The sequence below is a fragment of the Actinoplanes sp. L3-i22 genome (genome assembly GCF_019704555.1).
Taxonomy (GTDB): Bacteria; Actinomycetota; Actinomycetes; order Mycobacteriales; family Micromonosporaceae; genus Actinoplanes.
Genome location: NZ_AP024745.1, coordinates 6,131,359 through 6,148,385, shown reverse-complemented (window position 1 = coordinate 6,148,385; position 17,027 = coordinate 6,131,359). Strand labels below are relative to the sequence as shown.

General features: G+C 71.1%; 18 protein-coding genes and 1 riboswitch. Of the genes, 11 read left to right on the top strand and 7 right to left on the bottom strand.

Going from position 1 to position 17,027, the window contains the following annotated elements; genetic code table 11:
- Window positions 1-27: 27 nt before the first annotated feature.
- Window positions 28-1,023: an L-glyceraldehyde 3-phosphate reductase gene (mgrA, locus tag L3i22_RS27650; RefSeq protein WP_221320455.1), complete on the bottom strand. Its 996-nt coding sequence runs from the start codon at window positions 1,021-1,023 to the stop codon at window positions 28-30.
- A 51-nt stretch (window positions 1,024-1,074) separates the two neighbouring features.
- A riboswitch (glycine riboswitch) is annotated at window positions 1,075-1,181 on the top strand.
- Between the two features lie 76 nt (window positions 1,182-1,257).
- Here mgrA and gcvP point away from each other — a divergent pair.
- Window positions 1,258-4,068 (top strand): aminomethyl-transferring glycine dehydrogenase, encoded by a 2,811-nt coding sequence (gene gcvP / locus L3i22_RS27645; RefSeq protein WP_221320454.1) that lies wholly within the window; start codon window positions 1,258-1,260, stop codon window positions 4,066-4,068.
- A 201-nt stretch (window positions 4,069-4,269) separates the two neighbouring features.
- On the opposite strand, the gene L3i22_RS27640 is transcribed toward gcvP, so the two are convergent.
- Complete coding sequence (locus tag L3i22_RS27640) at window positions 4,270-4,470, bottom strand: DUF5999 family protein (RefSeq protein ID WP_221320453.1); 201 nt, start codon at window positions 4,468-4,470, stop codon at window positions 4,270-4,272.
- A 122-nt stretch (window positions 4,471-4,592) separates the two neighbouring features.
- Here L3i22_RS27640 and L3i22_RS27635 point away from each other — a divergent pair, with 122 nt between their 5' ends.
- The 5 genes from L3i22_RS27635 (at window position 4,593) to L3i22_RS27615 (ending at window position 8,497) form a co-directional block, all read left to right on the top strand.
- The gene (locus tag L3i22_RS27635) at window positions 4,593-5,810 is read left to right on the top strand and encodes a chorismate-binding protein (protein ID WP_221330184.1); all 1,218 of its coding nucleotides are present in this window, start codon (window positions 4,593-4,595) and stop codon (window positions 5,808-5,810) included.
- A gap of 156 nt (window positions 5,811-5,966) precedes the next feature.
- Complete coding sequence (locus tag L3i22_RS27630) at window positions 5,967-6,473, top strand: SigE family RNA polymerase sigma factor (RefSeq protein ID WP_221320452.1); 507 nt, start codon at window positions 5,967-5,969, stop codon at window positions 6,471-6,473.
- Between the two features lie 211 nt (window positions 6,474-6,684).
- Window positions 6,685-7,323: an AAA family ATPase gene (locus tag L3i22_RS27625; protein WP_221320451.1), complete on the top strand. Its 639-nt coding sequence runs from the start codon at window positions 6,685-6,687 to the stop codon at window positions 7,321-7,323.
- Window positions 7,324-7,352: 29 nt separating this feature from the next.
- Window positions 7,353-7,841 carry a peptide deformylase gene (locus L3i22_RS27620; protein WP_221320450.1) on the top strand — a complete coding sequence of 163 codons (489 nt, stop codon included), beginning with the start codon at window positions 7,353-7,355 and terminating at the stop codon, window positions 7,839-7,841.
- Window positions 7,841-8,497 carry a bifunctional 2-polyprenyl-6-hydroxyphenol methylase/3-demethylubiquinol 3-O-methyltransferase UbiG gene (locus tag L3i22_RS27615; RefSeq protein WP_221320449.1) on the top strand — a complete coding sequence of 219 codons (657 nt, stop codon included), beginning with the start codon at window positions 7,841-7,843 and terminating at the stop codon, window positions 8,495-8,497. Before L3i22_RS27620 ends, L3i22_RS27615 begins: the two co-directional genes overlap by 1 nt.
- 165 nt (window positions 8,498-8,662) lie before the next feature.
- Here the strand turns inward: L3i22_RS27615 and L3i22_RS27610 are convergent, their stop codons facing one another.
- Window positions 8,663-9,391: an MBL fold metallo-hydrolase gene (locus L3i22_RS27610; protein WP_221320448.1), complete on the bottom strand. Its 729-nt coding sequence runs from the start codon at window positions 9,389-9,391 to the stop codon at window positions 8,663-8,665.
- A gap of 601 nt (window positions 9,392-9,992) precedes the next feature.
- Window positions 9,993-10,367 (bottom strand): VOC family protein, encoded by a 375-nt coding sequence (locus L3i22_RS27605; RefSeq protein WP_221320447.1) that lies wholly within the window; start codon window positions 10,365-10,367, stop codon window positions 9,993-9,995.
- A gap of 304 nt (window positions 10,368-10,671) precedes the next feature.
- Here L3i22_RS27605 and L3i22_RS27600 point away from each other — a divergent pair, with 304 nt between their 5' ends.
- The 3 genes from L3i22_RS27600 (at window position 10,672) to L3i22_RS27590 (ending at window position 12,888) form a co-directional block, all read left to right on the top strand.
- The gene (locus L3i22_RS27600) at window positions 10,672-11,757 is read left to right on the top strand and encodes a serine hydrolase (protein WP_221320446.1); all 1,086 of its coding nucleotides are present in this window, start codon (window positions 10,672-10,674) and stop codon (window positions 11,755-11,757) included.
- A gap of 115 nt (window positions 11,758-11,872) precedes the next feature.
- A complete protein-coding gene (locus L3i22_RS27595; RefSeq protein WP_221320445.1) occupies window positions 11,873-12,487 on the top strand; it encodes a DUF402 domain-containing protein in 615 nt (204 codons plus the stop codon).
- Window positions 12,484-12,888 carry a RidA family protein gene (locus L3i22_RS27590; protein ID WP_221320444.1) on the top strand — a complete coding sequence of 135 codons (405 nt, stop codon included), beginning with the start codon at window positions 12,484-12,486 and terminating at the stop codon, window positions 12,886-12,888. The genes L3i22_RS27595 and L3i22_RS27590 overlap by 4 nt, the downstream gene beginning before the upstream one ends.
- On the opposite strand, the gene L3i22_RS27585 is transcribed toward L3i22_RS27590, so the two are convergent.
- Window positions 12,885-13,637 carry an HAD-IIA family hydrolase gene (locus L3i22_RS27585; protein WP_255657173.1) on the bottom strand — a complete coding sequence of 251 codons (753 nt, stop codon included), beginning with the start codon at window positions 13,635-13,637 and terminating at the stop codon, window positions 12,885-12,887. The genes L3i22_RS27590 and L3i22_RS27585 overlap by 4 nt on opposite strands.
- An 86-nt stretch (window positions 13,638-13,723) precedes the next feature.
- Between L3i22_RS27585 and L3i22_RS27580 the strand changes: the two genes are divergently transcribed.
- Entirely contained in the window at window positions 13,724-14,359 is a 636-nt protein-coding gene (locus L3i22_RS27580) for a formylglycine-generating enzyme family protein (RefSeq protein WP_221320442.1), read from the top strand.
- On the opposite strand, the gene L3i22_RS27575 is transcribed toward L3i22_RS27580, so the two are convergent.
- Window positions 14,346-14,954: a TetR/AcrR family transcriptional regulator gene (locus L3i22_RS27575; RefSeq protein ID WP_221320441.1), complete on the bottom strand. Its 609-nt coding sequence runs from the start codon at window positions 14,952-14,954 to the stop codon at window positions 14,346-14,348. The genes L3i22_RS27580 and L3i22_RS27575 overlap by 14 nt on opposite strands.
- A gap of 115 nt (window positions 14,955-15,069) precedes the next feature.
- Here L3i22_RS27575 and L3i22_RS27570 point away from each other — a divergent pair, with 115 nt between their 5' ends.
- Window positions 15,070-15,753, top strand: a complete 684-nt coding sequence (locus L3i22_RS27570) for a siderophore-interacting protein (protein ID WP_255658718.1) — start codon at window positions 15,070-15,072, stop codon at window positions 15,751-15,753.
- A gap of 6 nt (window positions 15,754-15,759) precedes the next feature.
- Here the strand turns inward: L3i22_RS27570 and L3i22_RS27565 are convergent, their stop codons facing one another.
- Window positions 15,760-16,803 carry a hypothetical protein gene (locus tag L3i22_RS27565; RefSeq protein WP_221320439.1) on the bottom strand — a complete coding sequence of 348 codons (1,044 nt, stop codon included), beginning with the start codon at window positions 16,801-16,803 and terminating at the stop codon, window positions 15,760-15,762.
- Window positions 16,804-17,027 lie beyond the last annotated feature (224 nt).

Here is a 17,027-nt window from a genome sequence, read left to right as displayed (position 1 = left end):
TACCAAACAATTGGGTTGATCTTGATCTTAGAGATCGAGGACGGTGCCGTCGATGTCGCTCAGGTCGGCGGCGGACAGCTCGGGGTTGTTCAGGGCGGCGATGTTGTTCTCCAGCTGCTGGACGCTGGACGCGCCGATGATCAGGCTGGTCATCCGGGGGTCGCGCAGCGCCCAGGCCAGCGCGAGCTGGGCCAGGGACTGACCGCGCCGCTTGGCGATGTCGTTGAGCGCGTGCAGCCGGCCGAGGGTCTTCGCGTCGAGCGAGCTCTCGTTGAGGAAGACGCTGGTCCGGATCCGCGAGTCGTCCGGGATGCCGTCCAGGTACCGGTCGGTGAGCAGGCCCTGCTGCAGCGGGCTGAACGCGATGCAGCCGGCGCCCGCCTCCTCCAGCGTGTCCAGCAGGTTGTCGTGCTCGGTCCAGCGGTTCAGGATCGAGTAGGACGGCTGGTGGATCAGCAGCGGCGTGCCCAGCTCGCGCAGGATCGCGGCGGCCTTCGCGGTCTGCTCGGCCTTGTAGTTGCTCAGGCCGACGTAGAGGGCCTTGCCGGAGCGCACGATGTGGTCGAGCGCCCCCATCGTCTCCTCCAGCGGGGTCTCCGGGTCCGGCCGGTGGTGGTAGAAGACGTCCACGTAGTCGAGGCCGAGCCGCTGCAGCGACTGGTCCAGCGAGCTGACCAGGTATTTCCGCGAGCCGAAGTCGCCGTAGGGGCCGTCCCACATGGTGTAGCCGGCCTTGCTGGAGATGATCATCTCGTCGCGGTGGCTCTTGAAGTCGGCGGCCAGGATCCGGCCGAAGTTGGTCTCCGCGCTGCCGGGCGGCGGGCCGTAGTTGTTGGCCAGGTCGAAGTGGGTGACCCCGAGGTCGAAGGCGCGGCGCACGATGTCCCGCTGGCGGTCGGCCGGGCGGGTGTCACCGAAGTTGTGCCAGAGGCCCAGGGAGATGGCGGGCAGTTTGAGTCCGCTGCGACCGGTGCGGCGGTACGTCATGGACTCGTAGCGATCAACGGCAGGGGTGTAGGTCACAGCTCCACCCTAGGAGTACCGATCTTGGTCATGTCCACTGGTAGGTTGGTTGCCAGCCGCGTGGGAGAGACCCGGGTCTCGACACATCGACGAGCACGGGCGCCGAAGGGGCAACTCCTCCCCGGAATCTCTACAGGCACCCGAACTGCGCGGGCAGGCGACTCTGAAGTCCCCGTTTGTGGGTATGACAGAGGGGGAGGGCTTTGTCAGCCTTCTCAAGCCCGGGAGTCGCCCATGACGTCGTCATTCACCCACCGCCACATCGGTCCGCAGGCTGACGAGCAGACCGAGATGCTCAAGGCCGTCGGGTACGAGTCGCTCGGCGACCTGATGAACGCGGCGATCCCGTCGTCGATCCGGTTCCGGGGCGAGCTGGATCTGCCGGCCGGCGCCTCCGAGGAGGAGACGATCGCCGAGCTGCGCGCGATCGCCGGCCGCAACGTCGTCGCCACCCCGATGATCGGCCTGGGCTACTACGGCACCCACACGCCCGCGGTGATCAAGCGGAACGTGCTGGAGAGCCCGGCCTGGTACACGGCGTACACGCCGTACCAGCCGGAGATCAGCCAGGGCCGCCTGGAGGCGCTGCTCAACTTCCAGACCATGGTCACCGACCTGACCGGGCTGACCACCGCGAACGCGTCGATGCTGGACGAGGCGACGGCGGTCGCCGAGGCGATGACGCTGGCCCGCCGGGCTTCCAAGACCAAGTCTTCGACGTACGTCGTGGACGCCGACACGTTCCCGCAGACGCTCGCCGTGCTGCGCACCCGGGCCGAGCCGCTCGGCATCGACGTCAAGCTGGTCGACCTGGACGCCGGCGACGAGCTGCCGGCCGAGTTCTTCGGCCTGCACCTGCAGTACCCGGGCGCGTCCGGCGCGGTCCGCGACCACGCCGCCCTGGTCGAGGCCGCGCACGCCAAGGGCGCCCTGGTCACGGTCGCCGCCGACCTGCTCGCGCTGACCCTGCTGCGGGCCCCGGGCGAGATCGGCGCGGACATCGCGGCCGGCACCACCCAGCGCTTCGGCGTGCCGCTCGGCTTCGGCGGCCCGCACGCGGGTTACCTGGCCGTCCGGGCCGGGCTGGAGCGCTCGCTGCCCGGGCGCCTGGTCGGCGTCTCCAAGGACGCGGACGGGGCGCCGGCGTACCGGCTCGCCCTGCAGACCCGCGAGCAGCACATCCGCCGGGAGAAGGCGACCAGCAACATCTGCACCGCCCAGGTCCTGCTCGCCGTGATGGCCGGGATGTACGCGGTCTACCACGGCCCGGCCGGGCTGCGCGCGATCGCCAAGCGGGTCCACGGCCACGCCCTGACCCTGTCCGGCAGCCTCGCGGCGGCCGGCGTCCAGGTCGCCCACCAGGCGTTCTTCGACACGATCACGGCGGTCGTCCCCGGGCGCGCCGAGGCGATCGTGGCGGCCGCCGCCGAGTCCGGCGTCGACCTGCGCCTGGTCGACGCGGACCGGGTGTCGATCGCGGCCGACGAGACCACCACCGCGGCGCACGTCGCGGCGGTGCTGGCCGCGTTCGGCGCGACCGTCGCCGAGCCGGCCGAGTGCGGCGCCAAGCCGCTCGCCCGGACCAGCGACTACCTGCACCACCCGGTCTTCAACACGCACCACTCCGAGACCAGCATGCTGCGCTACCTGCGCCGGCTCTCGGACCGCGACTACGCGCTGGACCGCGGCATGATCCCGCTGGGCTCGTGCACGATGAAGCTGAACGCCACCACCGAGATGGAGGCGGTCACCTGGCCCGAGTTCGCGAACATCCACCCGTTCGCCCCGTCCGACCAGACCCGGGGGTACGAGGAACTGGTCGCCCAGCTGGAGGGCTGGCTCGCCGAGATCACCGGCTACGACGCGGTCAGCGTCCAGCCGAACGCCGGCTCCCAGGGTGAGCTGGCCGGCCTGCTCGCGATCCGTGGCTACCACCGCTCGCGCGGCGAGACGCACCGCGACGTCTGCCTGATCCCGTCGTCCGCGCACGGCACCAACGCGGCCAGCGCCGTGATGGCCGGCATGCGGGTGGTCGTGGTGGCCTGCGACGAGAACGGCAACGTCGACCTCACCGACCTGGCCGCCAAGATCGAGAAGCACGCCGGCTCGCTCTCGGCGATCATGGTGACCTACCCGTCCACGCACGGCGTCTACGAGACCTCGATCGCCGAGCTGTGCGAGAAGGTACATGCGGCCGGTGGTCAGGTGTACGTCGACGGCGCGAACCTGAACGCGCTGGTCGGCTACGCCAAGCCGGGCAAGTTCGGGGCGGACGTGTCGCACCTGAACCTGCACAAGACGTTCTGCATCCCGCACGGCGGCGGCGGTCCCGGCGTCGGCCCGGTCGCGGTCCGCGCGCACCTCGCCGACTTCCTGCCCGGCAACCCGCTCGAGCAGGGCGACCACCACGCCGTCTCGGCGGCGGCGCACGGCTCGGCCGGCATCCTGCCGATCTCCTGGGCGTACGTGCGGATGATGGGCCCGGACGGCCTGGCCCAGGCCACCGCGACCGCGGTGCTGGCCGCGAACTACGTGGCGGCCCGGCTGCGCGAGCACTACCCGGTGCTCTACGCGGGGGAGCACGGCCTGGTCGCGCACGAGTGCATCCTCGACCTGCGGCCGATCACCAAGGCCACCGGCGTCTCCGTCGACGACGTCGCGAAGCGGCTGATCGACTACGGCTTCCACGCGCCGACCATGTCGTTCCCGGTGGCCGGCACACTGATGGTGGAGCCGACCGAGAGCGAGGACCTGGCCGAGCTGGACCGGTTCTGCGACGCCCTGATCGCGATCAAGGCGGAGATCGATCAGGTCGCCGCGGGCGTCTGGCCCAAGGACGACAATCCGCTGGCCAACGCGCCGCACACCGCGTCGGCGGTGACCGCGGACGAGTGGGAGCACCCCTACCCGCGCTCGGTCGCCGGCTTCCCGAAGGGCGTCGACCGGACCGCGAAGTACTGGCCGCCGGTGCGCCGTATCGACGGGGCGTACGGGGACCGGAACCTGGTCTGCTCGTGCCCCTCGCCGGAGGCCTTCGAGAGCTGACCCTACGATTTGATGCGCAGGTCGCGGTTCTTCATCGGATCGCGGCCTGCGCCGTCTTTGCCCGCCGGCCGCCGGTCTGTCTCAACCGAGAAGTCCACGGATGTCGGGTGGTCGGGCCTCCTCATGAGAGGAGCCCGCTGGGGGGCTTCGGGCTGCGAAACTTCCGCCAAAACCGGGCGGCCGTATCGTTACCCTCAGTAACTAAGCGGCGAGTGCGTGCCGGGCCGGACCTCGGTGCGGTTCGATCGTGGTGCCGTCCGGCAGGAGCTCACCGGTGTCCTCGAAAACGATGACACCGTTGCACAGCAGGCTCCAGCCCTGCTCGCAGAAGGTCGCCACGGTACGGGCGGCCTCCCGGTCGATCGCGTCGGCTGGAGGGCATTGGTTCAGGTGATGGCACATCGCGGGTTTTCTCCGGTAGGGGGCTGTGTGAAGGTTCACAAAGTCGAGGCCGAACGTTACCTCACATCGAACGACAACGGTTCAACCGAGTGACGGCGTCGGGCCACGATTCCGCGCTTCCGATGGTCCACGTCCGGGGGCCTGCCGACCACTCTCCGGTACCTCCCTCCGGTGCTCCTCCGGCGGCTCCCACCGCCTGCCGTGCCCGTCACCATGCGTTACGTTCGTTTTCGTGGCGACAGGGTGATTCCGGTGACCCTGCTGAGCTTCTGACCGGGTTCCTGGCCGACAGCGGACTGCCGGTGCGAAACCTCGGCCGAACGGATGACAAAAATAGGACTAACGGCCATGGCACTATTTGCGGAGCGTCGCTCTACGTGTCGGCTGATGCCGGATCAGTGATGATCAACGCCACGCCCGGCGCACCCTCGCCGGTCCCCTCCGTCCCCGACGTCCACGCCGTCATCTGGGTACACGCCCCGCAGGTCACCACCGGTTCAACCGGTGACTGGGAACTCGGGACGTGGGCGGCGAGCTGGAGTCCTGAACAGCACGCGCAGGCGGTGCAGCGGGTCCGGGACGCGATCGGGCGGGGCGACGTCTATCAGGTCAATGTGGTGGGGCACGCGTCCGCGCCGTACGCCGGAGATCCGGCCGCGGCGCTGAACCGCGTCGCCGCCCTGCCCGGCGCGCGGTACGGCGGGGTCCTCGCCGCCCCGGACGGCTCCTGGGCGATCGCCACCGCGTCGCCGGAGACCCTCGTCGAGGTGCGCGACGGGCGGGTCCTCACCCGGCCGATCAAGGGGACCCGGCCGGCCACCGCCGAGGGCCGCCGGGAGCTGCTCGCCTCGGCCAAGGAACGCGCCGAGCACGTGATGATCGTCGACCTGGAGCGCAACGACCTCGCCCGGCTGCCCGGGACCGGGCCGGTGCGGGTGGAGGAGCTGTTCGCCGTACGCCAATGGTGTGGTCTTTGGCAGGCGGAATCGGTGGTTTCGGCGCCGCTGTCCGGCGACGTGGGTCTGGCCGAGCTGCTGCGGGCGGTCTGTCCCGGCGGGAGCGTCACCGGGGCGCCCAAGATCGCCGCGCTGGCGCAGATCGCCGCACTCGAACCGGTCGGCCGCGGGGTCAGCATGGGCGCCCTCGGCTGGATCGGGCACGACCACGTCGACCTGGGGCTGAGCATCCGCACGGTGGCCGTCGACGGCGCCCGCGTGCACGCCTGGGCCGGCGGCGGGATCACCGCCGACAGCGACCCGGAGGCCGAGGTCGCCGAGGCCGCCGCGAAGGCCGGACCGCTGCGGGCGGCGCTCGCGGGACCGGTCACAGCTTCCGCATAGTGGCTTCCGAGCGTTCTCTACCTATTGCGTGCCACTCTCAACGTCCGCCCCCACGATCGGGGGATGAGCGCGTACCTTGACGCACGCGTTTCCCGGACACGGTCCACAGTGACATCCCCTGCCACCGTGGGCCCCAGAGAAGGCGACACCCAGGTCATGCTCACTATCTCGCCGGTTTCGGAGGAGTTCGCGACGTTCGCGAACGACACCAGACAGCGACTGCACAGCAGCGCGTTCCAGCTGTGCCGCGATTGGCACCTCGCCCAGGACCTGACCCAGACCACCCTGACCAAGCTCTTCCTGAGCTGGGACCGGGCCGCGGACAGCGACAACCTTCCGGCGTACGCCCAGAAGGTCCTGTTCCGGACGTACGTCGACCATCGGCGCCGCCGCAGCTCCACCGAGTCGACCCCGGGCGAGCTGCGTGAACCCGAGTACTCGATGGACCTCGACCTGCGGATCACCATGCTCGGCGCGCTGCGCCGGCTCCCCGCCCGGGACCGGAAGATCGTGGTGCTGCGGTACTTCGCCGACCAGAGCGTCGAACAGGTCGCCGCCGAGCTCGACGTGCCGATCACCGTGGTCAAGAGCCAGACCCGGCGGTCGCTGATCAAGCTCAAGAACATGCTGCTGCGCGACCGGACGGCCCTGCTTGCGGCGTGACGGTATTCTTTCGCGCTGAAGGGGAGTAGTCCTCCCGCCGGTCGTTCGACATCCTGGGGCCCTCCGGCCCCCGACGCCCGGGCCTCGGGGTTTCCCGAGGCGGACCAGACCTTCGGCCCTGTTGGTGACGTGAGTTGCCGCGGACAGGGGCCGAGGTCTCGGGATGTCATCGGGGATCCGGTCTCCTGCCCCGGCGGGAGAGGAAACGACCATGGCCGTCGGCCAGGACCTCCGCGGGCGCCGCGTTCCGGAGCTCAACTATCCGGCCGGTGCGCTGCTCGTGGTGGCCGGGGTGCCCGGAGCGGGGAAGACGACGCTGCTCAAGCGGCTCTTTCCGCGGCCGGGGGTGCGGCTCCTCGACTCCGAGCAGGCCCGGGTCGAGTGGAGTCCGTATCTCGGGGCGATTCCGTACAAGTACTGGCGGCCGGTCGTGCACGTGGCGCACTTCGTGCGGTTGTACCGGGCGCTGCGAGGGACCGAATCGGTCGTGGTGCACGAGTCGGGGACTCGGGACTGGGCGACCCGGCTGATCGTCGGGGCGGCGCGGCGGGCGGATCGGCGTACGCATCTGCTGCTTCTCGATGTTGATCCGCGGGAGGCGCTGGCCGGGCAGGAGGCGCGCCGGCGCCAGGTGCGGCGGTCCTCGTTCGCGACGCACGTGCGCAAGTGGCAGCGGCTGCTGTCGGCGGTCGCCGACCCGGGCCACCGGATCCACCGCGACGTGGCCACCATCACGATCATCGACCGGCCGGCGGCGGCCGGGCTGAGTGCCATCAGCTTCGACGGGCTCCACCTCGCCCAGCTTTCTCCGGCCCGCGATTTCGCCGTTCCCGCGGCCCTCGCGGCCTGATCCGGTAACGGCTGGATAGGATTTCGGGCATGACAGTACGGCCGATTCGGCTCTACGGTGACCCGGTCCTGCGCACGCCCTCCGACCCGGTGACCGATTTTGACGCCAGCCTGCGCGAGATCGTCCGGGACCTGGAGGACACCGTCCGGGAGCCGGGGCGGGCCGGGGTTGCCGGGCCGCAGATCGGGATCGGGCTGCGGGTGTTCTCCTACAACGTGGCCGGGCAGGTCGGGCATCTGATCAACCCGGTGCTGTCCGACTTCGACGGGGAGCAGGAGGACGACGAGGCCTGCCTCTCGCTGCCCGGGCTCGGCTACTCGACGAAGCGGGCGATGTCGGTCACCGCGCGCGGCTTCGATCAGCACGGTGAGCCGGTGGTGATCGCGGGGACGGGCTTCCTGGCGCGGGCGCTGCAGCACGAGACGGACCATCTGGACGGGCGCCTCTACATCGACACCCTGGTCGGGGACGTGCGGCGGCAGGCACTCCGGGAACTTCGGCGGGTCGTGCCGCGCTGATGGCCGCCGACCCGAGGATCGGTGATGTCCGGCGGCTCGCGGCGGAGTCGCTGGCGGACGGGGATGCGACGGGGTGGTTCGAGCGGCTCTATGCCGAGGCGCGGGACGGGCGGGCCACCGTGCCGTGGGACGTGCCCTCGGCCAGCGTGAACCTGCGGGAGTTCGCGCTTGCGGGTGGGGACGGGCAGCGGGCGCTGGTGGTCGGGTGCGGCAACGGGCGGGATGCTGAACACCTCGCGGGGCTGGGGTATGCGGTGACCGCTTTTGATATCTCTGGGACGGCGATTGCGCTGGCTCGGTCGCGGCATCCCCGGTCGGCGGTCGACTATCGGGTGGCCGATCTGCTGGAGCCGCCGGCGGAGTGGCGGCGGGGCTACGACTTCGTGCTGGAGAGCAACAACGTTCAGGCTCTGCCGGCGGAGATCCGCGCCCGCGCGATCGCCGAGGTGGGCACGTTCGTCGCCGCCGGGGGAACGCTCCTCGTTCTCGCCGCCGCCGTCACCGACTCCTCGGGCGACGGGCCGCCGTGGCCGCTGACCCGCGCCGAGATCGACGCCTTCGCTGCCTCGGGCCTGCGTCAGGAGTCCGTCGAACGACTGGAGTCCCCGAATTCGGGCGTGCTGCTGTCCCGCTGGCGCGCCCTCTTCAGCCGCTGACCCCGGGCTGGGTTGCTGCCGCGCTCCTGCTGGGCCGCGCCGCCGCCAGCCCCGGCTGTGCTCCCGCCGGGCTGTGCTCCCGCCGGGCTGTGCTCCCGCCGGGCTGTGCTCCCGCCGGGCCGGGCCGGGCTGGTGTCGGGGCCCGGCTTGTGCTGGGCGGCCGGGTCAGAGGCGCAGGACCAGGCCGGAGCGGGCGACGGTGACCTCCCCGTCGAAGCGGCTGCGCGCGGCCTCGGCCGCCTCCTCCGGCGGAGTCTCCGCGAAGAGGTGCGTCAGCACGAGATGACCGGCCGCGGCCTGCGCCGCCTCCCCGCCCGCAATGGTCGCGCTGGAAAGAAAACCAACGGCCTCCTTCGGTACGTCGTCAAGATGGGAAGCCTCGGCCAGGAAGACATCCGCGTCCCGGGCCAGGCGGGCCACCTCCGGGCTGGGCCCGCAATCCCCGGTATACGCCAGCACCTGCCCGCCGGCGCTGATCCGCAGCCCCGCATTCGGCACCCAGTGCGGCAGCAGCGCCGTCTCGACCCGGAACGGCCCCGCCTCGAACCGGTCACCCGGCACGAACTCGTGCAGATCGAGCCCGCTGTCCAGCATCCCCGGCCGGTCCAGCGCGAGCACCGCGTCCAGCGCACCGCCCGGCGCGAACACCGGCAGCGGCGGCGCCGGCTCGGCACGCAGCACCCGGGCCCGGAGCAGCGGGTTCAGGTCGGCGCAGTGGTCCGGATGACCGTGACTGACGATCACGGCGTCGATGTCGGGGCTGGGCAGGCGGGGCATCGTCCCGTACCCCACATCGACGACCAGCCGGAAACCGTCCAGCTCGACCAGGAACCCGCTGCACGCCTCACCGCGCAGCGGCCAGGCGCCGCACCCGCCGAGCACCGTGATACGCATCGCCAGCCCCTCTACTTCGGACTCCGGACGCTAACAAATTCTGGTGATCGTTTGAGGTTTTCCACAGCAGCGGCTTGTCCACAGGCCCCTCGGCGTGATCTTGAGAATTCCGGGATAATGGCTGGTGGCGGCCTGCCCCCGGTGGAGGGTGGGGTCTGCCCGCACGGCCTGGTCGGCCGGGCGGCGCGGGCTGCGGAGGTCGGCTGGTGGTTACGGCTGTTCCGCGGGCCTTTGACGACCGTGGGCGCCAGCTCGTTCGATTCGGCTGGTGGTGAGGGCTGCTCAATCGCGCTGGGACAGCCCTGGACGCCAGCCGGCGGCTTGCGCGGACGGCTAAGCGCGCCCACGGCGTACCCCCGAAGCAACCGCAATCGGCAACTCCCGCAAGTGGCGGCCGCAGCCGTGACCGACAGCGGGCGGTGCCTGGCAAGCCATCAGCGAGCAGGCGGCAGCCGTGACCATCCGGCGGGGCAGCGGGGCAGCGGGGCAGCGGGCAGCGGGGCAGCGGTCTGGACGCCGGGACCGTCGCGGCGGCGCCGGGTGTCCGTGCGGCGTGGACCGCCGACGTGGACGCCCGGCGCCGGTTCGGAGGGTCCAGAACTCAGATGTACGGCCGGGTGATCAGCTCGACGGCGTGCCCGGCCGGGTCCTTGAAGTAGACGCCGCGACCACCGTGCTCGTCGTTGATCTCACCGGCCCGGCGCATCTGCGGGTCCGCCCAGTGCTCGATGCCCCGCTCCAGCAACCGCGCGTACGCCCGGTCGAACAGCTCGTCGTCGAGCAGGAACGCGTAGTGCTGCATCTGGATCTCCACCGGCGGCTCGGCGAACTGCAGCAGCACGCCGTCACTCAGCTGGAGATTGGTGAACAACCCCCACGACGGGGCTTCGGCCGCCTCGATCAGCGAACGGTAGAACTCCGCCGACTCCCGGCGGTCCTTCGCGGCGATGATGGTGTGGTTGAAAGTTGCTGGCAAGTCGTTGACCTCGCAAGTCGTTCGGATCTGACGGGAACCTGGGGGAGCGTTGGCTCCGGCGGTCCGCGCGCCGAACGAGCGGGGGTCAGCGATCCACCGGATCGCCGATCCGTGCGTGGCTGATGGCCGGTCCGGTGTTCACGAAGGACACCGTACCGGATCCGGACCGGCCCGGTTGCATCGATGTATTTGACAACCGTTAACCTTTCCGGCGCGTACCGGAAAGGTTTTTCGGGTTGCCGGGTTCACGCGTTGTGCGACGCACGCGCTCCGACGATCGCTAGCCTCCGGCGTGGGAGGCAGCATGACGATCGAATCAGACACCCGGCGGACGTGGAACGAACTGCCCGCCGACGAGATGGACATCACGCCGGGCACGGTGCAGACCATGATCAGAATGGTCGCGGCGCGGGGTGCGGCGGCCCAGCTCGTGGTGATGCGGCACGGCGAGGTCGTGCTCGACTGGTCCTACGGCGTGCCCCGGGACGTGCCGTTCCTGCTCTTCTCGGCCGGGAAACCGCTGGTCGCGGTGCTCGTGCACCAACTCGCCGAGCGGGGTCTGCTGTCGCTCGACGCCCCGCTGGCCACCTACTGGCCGCAATTCGAGAACAACGACAAAGACCGGATTACGGTACGGCAGGTGCTCCAGCACCGGTCCGGACTGCCTTACGTGAAGAGCATCTACCGGGACGCGCTCCTCGCCCCGGACTGGAACCGGTCGGTGCGCGCGCTCGCCGCCGCCCGCCCGCACCATGCGCCCGGGCAGCGGCCCGCCTACCACACCCTGAGCTACGGATTCCTGCTCGGCGAGCTGGTCCAGCGGGTCACCGGGATGTCCCTGCGGGAGGCCCTGCACCGGCTGATCCTGCAGCCCCTCGGCCTGCGCGACACCCACCTGAACGCCCCGCCCCGGTGCGTCCCGCTGCGCCGGGCGCCGAGCGGCGGCCCCCGCACGCTGCAGTGGGCGGCCAACCGCGGGATCGCCCGCAACGCTGTCATCCCGGCCGCCACGATCACCAGCACCGCCCGGGATCTGGCCGTTTTCTATCAGGCCCTGCTCGGCACCCGGCTGCTCTCCGCCGACGGCGTGGCCGGCGCCTGCACCCCGTCCACCAGCGGCGAGGTGGACCAGGTGCTCGGCAACCGGATCCGCTGGTCGGAGGGCTTCCAGCTGGGCGGCAACGAGAACGACCCGGGCCGGGCGCGGCCGATGGGGCGGCTCAGCAGCCGGCGCGCGTTCGGGCACAACGGCTCCAACGCCTGCCTGGGCTGGGCCGACCCGGAGCGCGACCTGGTCATGGTCTACCTGACCAACCGCCTCGAGGGCAGCCCGGAGGGGCAGCCCTACCAGTGCGAGCTGAGCGACACCCTGCTCACCGGCTGCCACTGACCGCCGCCGCGCGCCGCAGCTCGCCGTCGACCTGACTGGCACCGCCGCTCGTCGTCGCTGTGGCGCGCCGCCGGCGTGGGCCGGTGGGGTGAAGTGTCCGTTGTAGTCTGCGGCGATGCGATTCGAGACGGGGCAGATCGTCGTCCGGCGATACCGGCGGGGGCCGTGGCGGACCTGGGCGCAGCCGATGCGCGTCGTGCGGGACGACGACGAGGGCCTGCTGCTGTGGGCGCCCGAGGGCGGTGAGTTCGCCCGGCTGGTCGACGTGGACGGCCGGACCACGCACGACGTCAGCCCGGACCGGATGACCGACCCGAAACTCAAGGTCCACACCTGGCAGGGCAACTCCGTGCTGATCCTGATGCCGCCCGGCGCTGAGCACTCGGTGTGGTGGTTCTTCACCGCCGGCGAGTTCTCCGGGTGGTACGTCAACCTGGAGAAGCCGTACGAACGTCAGCCCGACGGGGTCGAGACCACCGACCTGGTGCTCGACATCGTGGCGACGCCGGACCGGCGGTGGGAGTGGAAGGACACCGACGAGTTCGCCGAGTTCATCGGGCACCCGCTCTACTTCGGCGAGGAGGCCGCCGCGCGGATCCGGGCCGAGGGCGAGCGGCTGACCAAATCGATCGACAACGCCGAGTTCCCGTTCGACGATACGCACACCGGCTTCCGTCCCGACCCGGGCTGGCCGCTGCCGCGTTTCGACCCAGGAGCCCTCGACCGATGATCACCAGGTTCAGCCCGGACACCGTCCACGAGACCGCCGGCTACCACCACGTGACGATCTCGTCGGCCGGGCGGCTCGCCCACCTGGCCGGCCAGTGCCCGCTCGACCTCGCCGGCCACGTCGTCGGCGAGCCCGGCGACCACGCGGCCCAGACCGCCCAGGTGATCACCAACTGCCTCGCGGTGCTCACCGCGGCCGGCGCGTCCCCGTCCGACGTGGTCCGCTCGATCATCTACGTGGTCAGCCCGGACAGCCACGTCCTGTCCGCGGTCTGGAACCAGCTCAACGCCTCGCCGCTGGCGCCCGCCTTCACCACCGCGAGCACCCTGCTCGGCGTCGCGTCGCTGGGCTACACCGGCCAGCTCATCGAGATCGACCTGACCGCCGCCCTCCCGGACTAGAAGAGGGACGGCAGGTCCGCGATCGAGTCGATGGTGTGGGTGGGGTGCGGCAGGTCGTCGGCGTTCTGCTGGTCGGCATGTTTGCCGGTGCGGACCTGGACGGACGTGGCGCCGGCGGTGTTGGCCATCAGGATGTCGGTGGTGCGGTCGTCGCCGACCACCCACACCTCGCCCGGGGCGTCGTGGGCGGCCAGGCGGAGGAAGTCCGGGCTGGGTTTGCCGAGGATGCGGGACTGTTTGCCGGTGGCGAACTCGATGGCGGCGACGATCGCGCCGGTGTCCAGGTGGTTGCCGTCGGCCGCGCGGAAGTAGCGGCCGTGCTGCAGGGCCAGCAGCTCGGCGCCGGCCTGCACCGCTTGGAAGGCCGCGTCCAGGGAGCGGTAGTCGAGGGTCCGGCGGCAGTCGGCGATCACCACATGGGTGGCCTCGGCCGGGGTGGCCGGGCGGGCGTGGCCGGCCAGGTCGTCGCGGACCGCCGGGTCGGCCAGGATCAGCGGGCGGGCGTCCGGTGGGAGCAGGCGCTTCGCGGCGACGACCGGGCTGAAGACCTCGCCGGCCGCGACCGGGATGCCGGAGCGGCGGATCCGGTCGACCAGGCCGGCCTCGGAGAGCGAGTCGGTGTTGGTGAACACCCGGACGGTGTGCCCGGCCCGCCGCAGCTCGACCACGGCCCGGGCCGCGCCGGGCACCGCCACGCCGTGCTCGTGGAGCGTGCCGTCCAGATCGAGCAGTACCAGCCGCGGTTCCATCACACCCCGATCCGTCGATGAGTCCGGGCAGCCTATCGTGCTGTGTTACCTACGCCACAAATGGTGGGTGGAGAGACGGGGAAGAGATGATCACGGTGCCCGCGGGCCGGGTGCGGCTGACGGATCGCCGTACGCAAATCGCCTGGGAAGTTGATTTCGGCTCTTATCTTCTCGGGGCATTTCCGGTGACCCAGGCCGAATACGCGGACGTCATGGGGGAATGGCCGGCGAGCGTGCGCGGCGAACGGCTGCCGGTCGAAAGTGTGTCCTGGTGGGACGCCGTGCGCTATTGCAACGCGCGATCCTTGAAGGAGGGTCTGGCGCCGGTCTATTCGGACGGGGAATGGGATCGGGAGGCGGACGGATATCGGCTGCCGACCGAGGCGGAATGGGAGAACGCGTGCCGGGCCGGGACCGCGGGGCCGCGGTACGGCGAGCTCGACGACATCGCCTGGCATCGCGGAAACTCCGGGGAACGGCCGCACGAGGTCGGCACCCGCGAGCCGAACGCGTGGGGCTTCCACGACCTGCTCGGCAACGTCTGGGACTGGTGCTGGGACGTCTACGACGCCGAGGTCTACGGAGAGTACCGGGTGCTGCGCGGCGGCGGCTGGTTCGACGAGAAGTGGAGCTGCCGCGCCTCGGTGCGCCGCCGCAGCCATCCTGACCTGCGGATCGAGGACGTCGGCTTCCGGGTCGCCCGGACCGTCAGCGGCCGGTGAGGTAGCCGGTCAGCATCGCGGTCATCTCGTCCTCCAGCGACCTCGGGTCGAGGGCCGCGGGCGCCGCGGTCAGCCAGTGGGCGACCACCCCGACCGTGGTCACCACCAGGTGCGCGGCGGTGTTCGTGTCGGCGACGTCGACCTCCGGATGCCGGTCCAGGAACGCCCGCACCTCCTCGGCGCGGCGGCGCTGCTGGTCGGCCATCAGCGGCATCACCTCCGGCCAGCGGATCGCCTGTTGCATCATCACGCTCAGTAGCTCCGGATCGTCGTCGTGGTTGCGGACGGCGGCGTGGACCATGGCGCGGACGCCGTCGGCCAGCGGCCCCGCGGCGATCTCGTCGAGGTCCGGCGTCTCCCGGGCCAGGTGGTCGGTGACCAGCGCGACCAGGATCGCGTCCTTGCCGGGGAAGTACTGGTACAGCGAGCCGATCGACACCTGGGCGCGCTCGGCGATGCGGTTGGTGGTGCCCGCGGCGTACCCGAGCTCGGCGAAAACGTGAGCAGCCGCGGCCAGGATGCGCGCCCGGGTCAGCTCGGCGCGGATCTGCCGGGGCGTTCTCCGAGGCTGCAGGTGCTTGTCATCGGGCGTCATCGAGGGCTCCCAGGGGCGGCGAAAGCGAGTAGCGGAGGATGCGAGCAATTGCTCATAATCATGCCATGACCTGCGGAGATCTGAGGTGATCAAGGTGCCCGGCCTGCTCGATCGAATGGTGCGGCGCGCGCCCGTCAGGACTGTCACCGCGGTGACACCGTCGATGGTGCAGATTGGTCTCAGCGGCCCGGCGCTGCGCGACCTCGCGTGGCAGCCCGGGCAGCACCTCACCGTGCTGCCCGGGTCGCCGGCCGGGCTGATCGAGGCATTGCGGAAGGGGTGGCGCAGCTACACGATCTGGGACTACGACCCGCGGGGTGCGATGGAGCTGCGGGTGGTGACGCACGGGCACGACGGGCCGGGGGCGCGATGGGCCGCTTCGGTCCGGGTGGGCGACGCGGTCGCGGTCACTCCGCCGGAGGGGCGATTGACGGTACGGGGGGATGCTCCGTACCACCTCGTGGTGGGGGAGGAGACCGGCTCCGTGGCGATGGGGGCGATCCTGCGGGCGGTGCCGGGCGGGGTGCCGGTCCACGGGGTGATCGAGGTGGACACGCCCGACGACCGGCCCGACCTGCCCCGGGGTGCGGAGATCGACTGGGCCTATCGCAACGGCGCGAGTGCCGCGTCGTCGCCGGCGCTGCTCGGCGCGCTCAAGACGCTGCGGCTGCCGGAGGAGCCTGGGGTGGCGTATGTCGCGGGGGAGGCGCGCACCTGCCAGAAGGTGCGCGCCCACCTGATCCACGATCGCGGGTGGCCGCGCGCCGACATCCGCCTGCACGCCTTCTGGACCGCCTAGATCGGCTCAGCCGGTGAATGCCTTCAGGCCCAGTTGCCGGCCCAGCCTGGTGCACCAAGCGACGAACTCGTGGCGCGCGGCGAGACCGTGGTGGACGGCCGCGCACCACTCCGGACGATCGAGGACCGTGCGGTAACGGCGTACGAAATCGGCGGTGTGTTCTGCGGCGAAGCCGTTGCTTCCGGGATCCCGGGACAGCTGTTGGGCGACCTGGGCGACGTTCACGAAGCGCTCGAAGGTCGGTTCCTGTCGCGCGACGTGCCGTGCATGGGCGTCGACGACCGGACGGCCGGCGGGGTAGTCGGCGAGGTTGCTGCTCGGGCCACCGGGCCCGGCTATGCAGCTGAGCAGGCGGCCGGTGTGGTCGAGCAGCTCGTCGTCCGGCTCGCCCTCGACCAGTGCGGTGTGCAGGTCGGCGGCGATGGCTACCTGGACGGCGAAGTAGGCGTTGAGGTAGTCGCCGTCGAAGGAGTGCCGCAGGAGCCAGTCCCGGGACCTGACCGGGCCGTATCGGCACAGCTCCTCGACCAGGTAGACGCGCCCCCAGTCGGCCGAACGCCGGGCCAGCCAGAGGAGGGCGTCCTCGTCCCCGCGCCGCCGCAGCGCAGTGGCCGCCAGGGGAGCGAAGTGGCTGGACAGCAGGCCGATCGTCTGGATCAGCGGAATGTCAGCCTTGTTCCAGTCGGTGGCGAGCAGAGCCAGGCCGGCGGTCGCGCCGTTCCTGTCGGTGCTGTGCCGGACCAGCCAGCGGCCGGTCTGCCGGACGCGATCGCGATCGGCGCGCAGCGCCGCGGCCGCGAGGTGGTCGTTGCGGTGGATCGGCACGTGGACCTGCCGGAACGCGCCGGCCAGATCGCTGGGGCGGGCCTCCGGATCGGCGAAGTGCCGGTCGAGAAGCGCGGCGGCGTCGGCACCTTTGCGGCGCTCGTCCTTCCCACCGTGAACGTAGCGGGCGCCATGGTCGGGACAGGGCTCGCCGTCGTGCCGGAGGGGGCCGTCCGGGGTGAGCCGGTGCAGGCGCAGTGCGTGGTCGAACAGGGTGCCGGTCACCGGCGGGTGCGGAACTCGATTCTTTCGATCATGAGCGTCATTCTGGCACGTCGGGGCGGCGGGCGGCGTTCCCGGCGCGGGTCGCCGAGGGCGGCGACGATCCGGTCGGCGGTGGCGAGGCGACGTCCAGGTCTCCGGAGTGCTGGACGGGCGTGCTCAGGGGCGTACCGGAACCGGGTCCTGGTTTGGTCGTCCCGACGTGGTCATGGGGGTCTATGACAGGG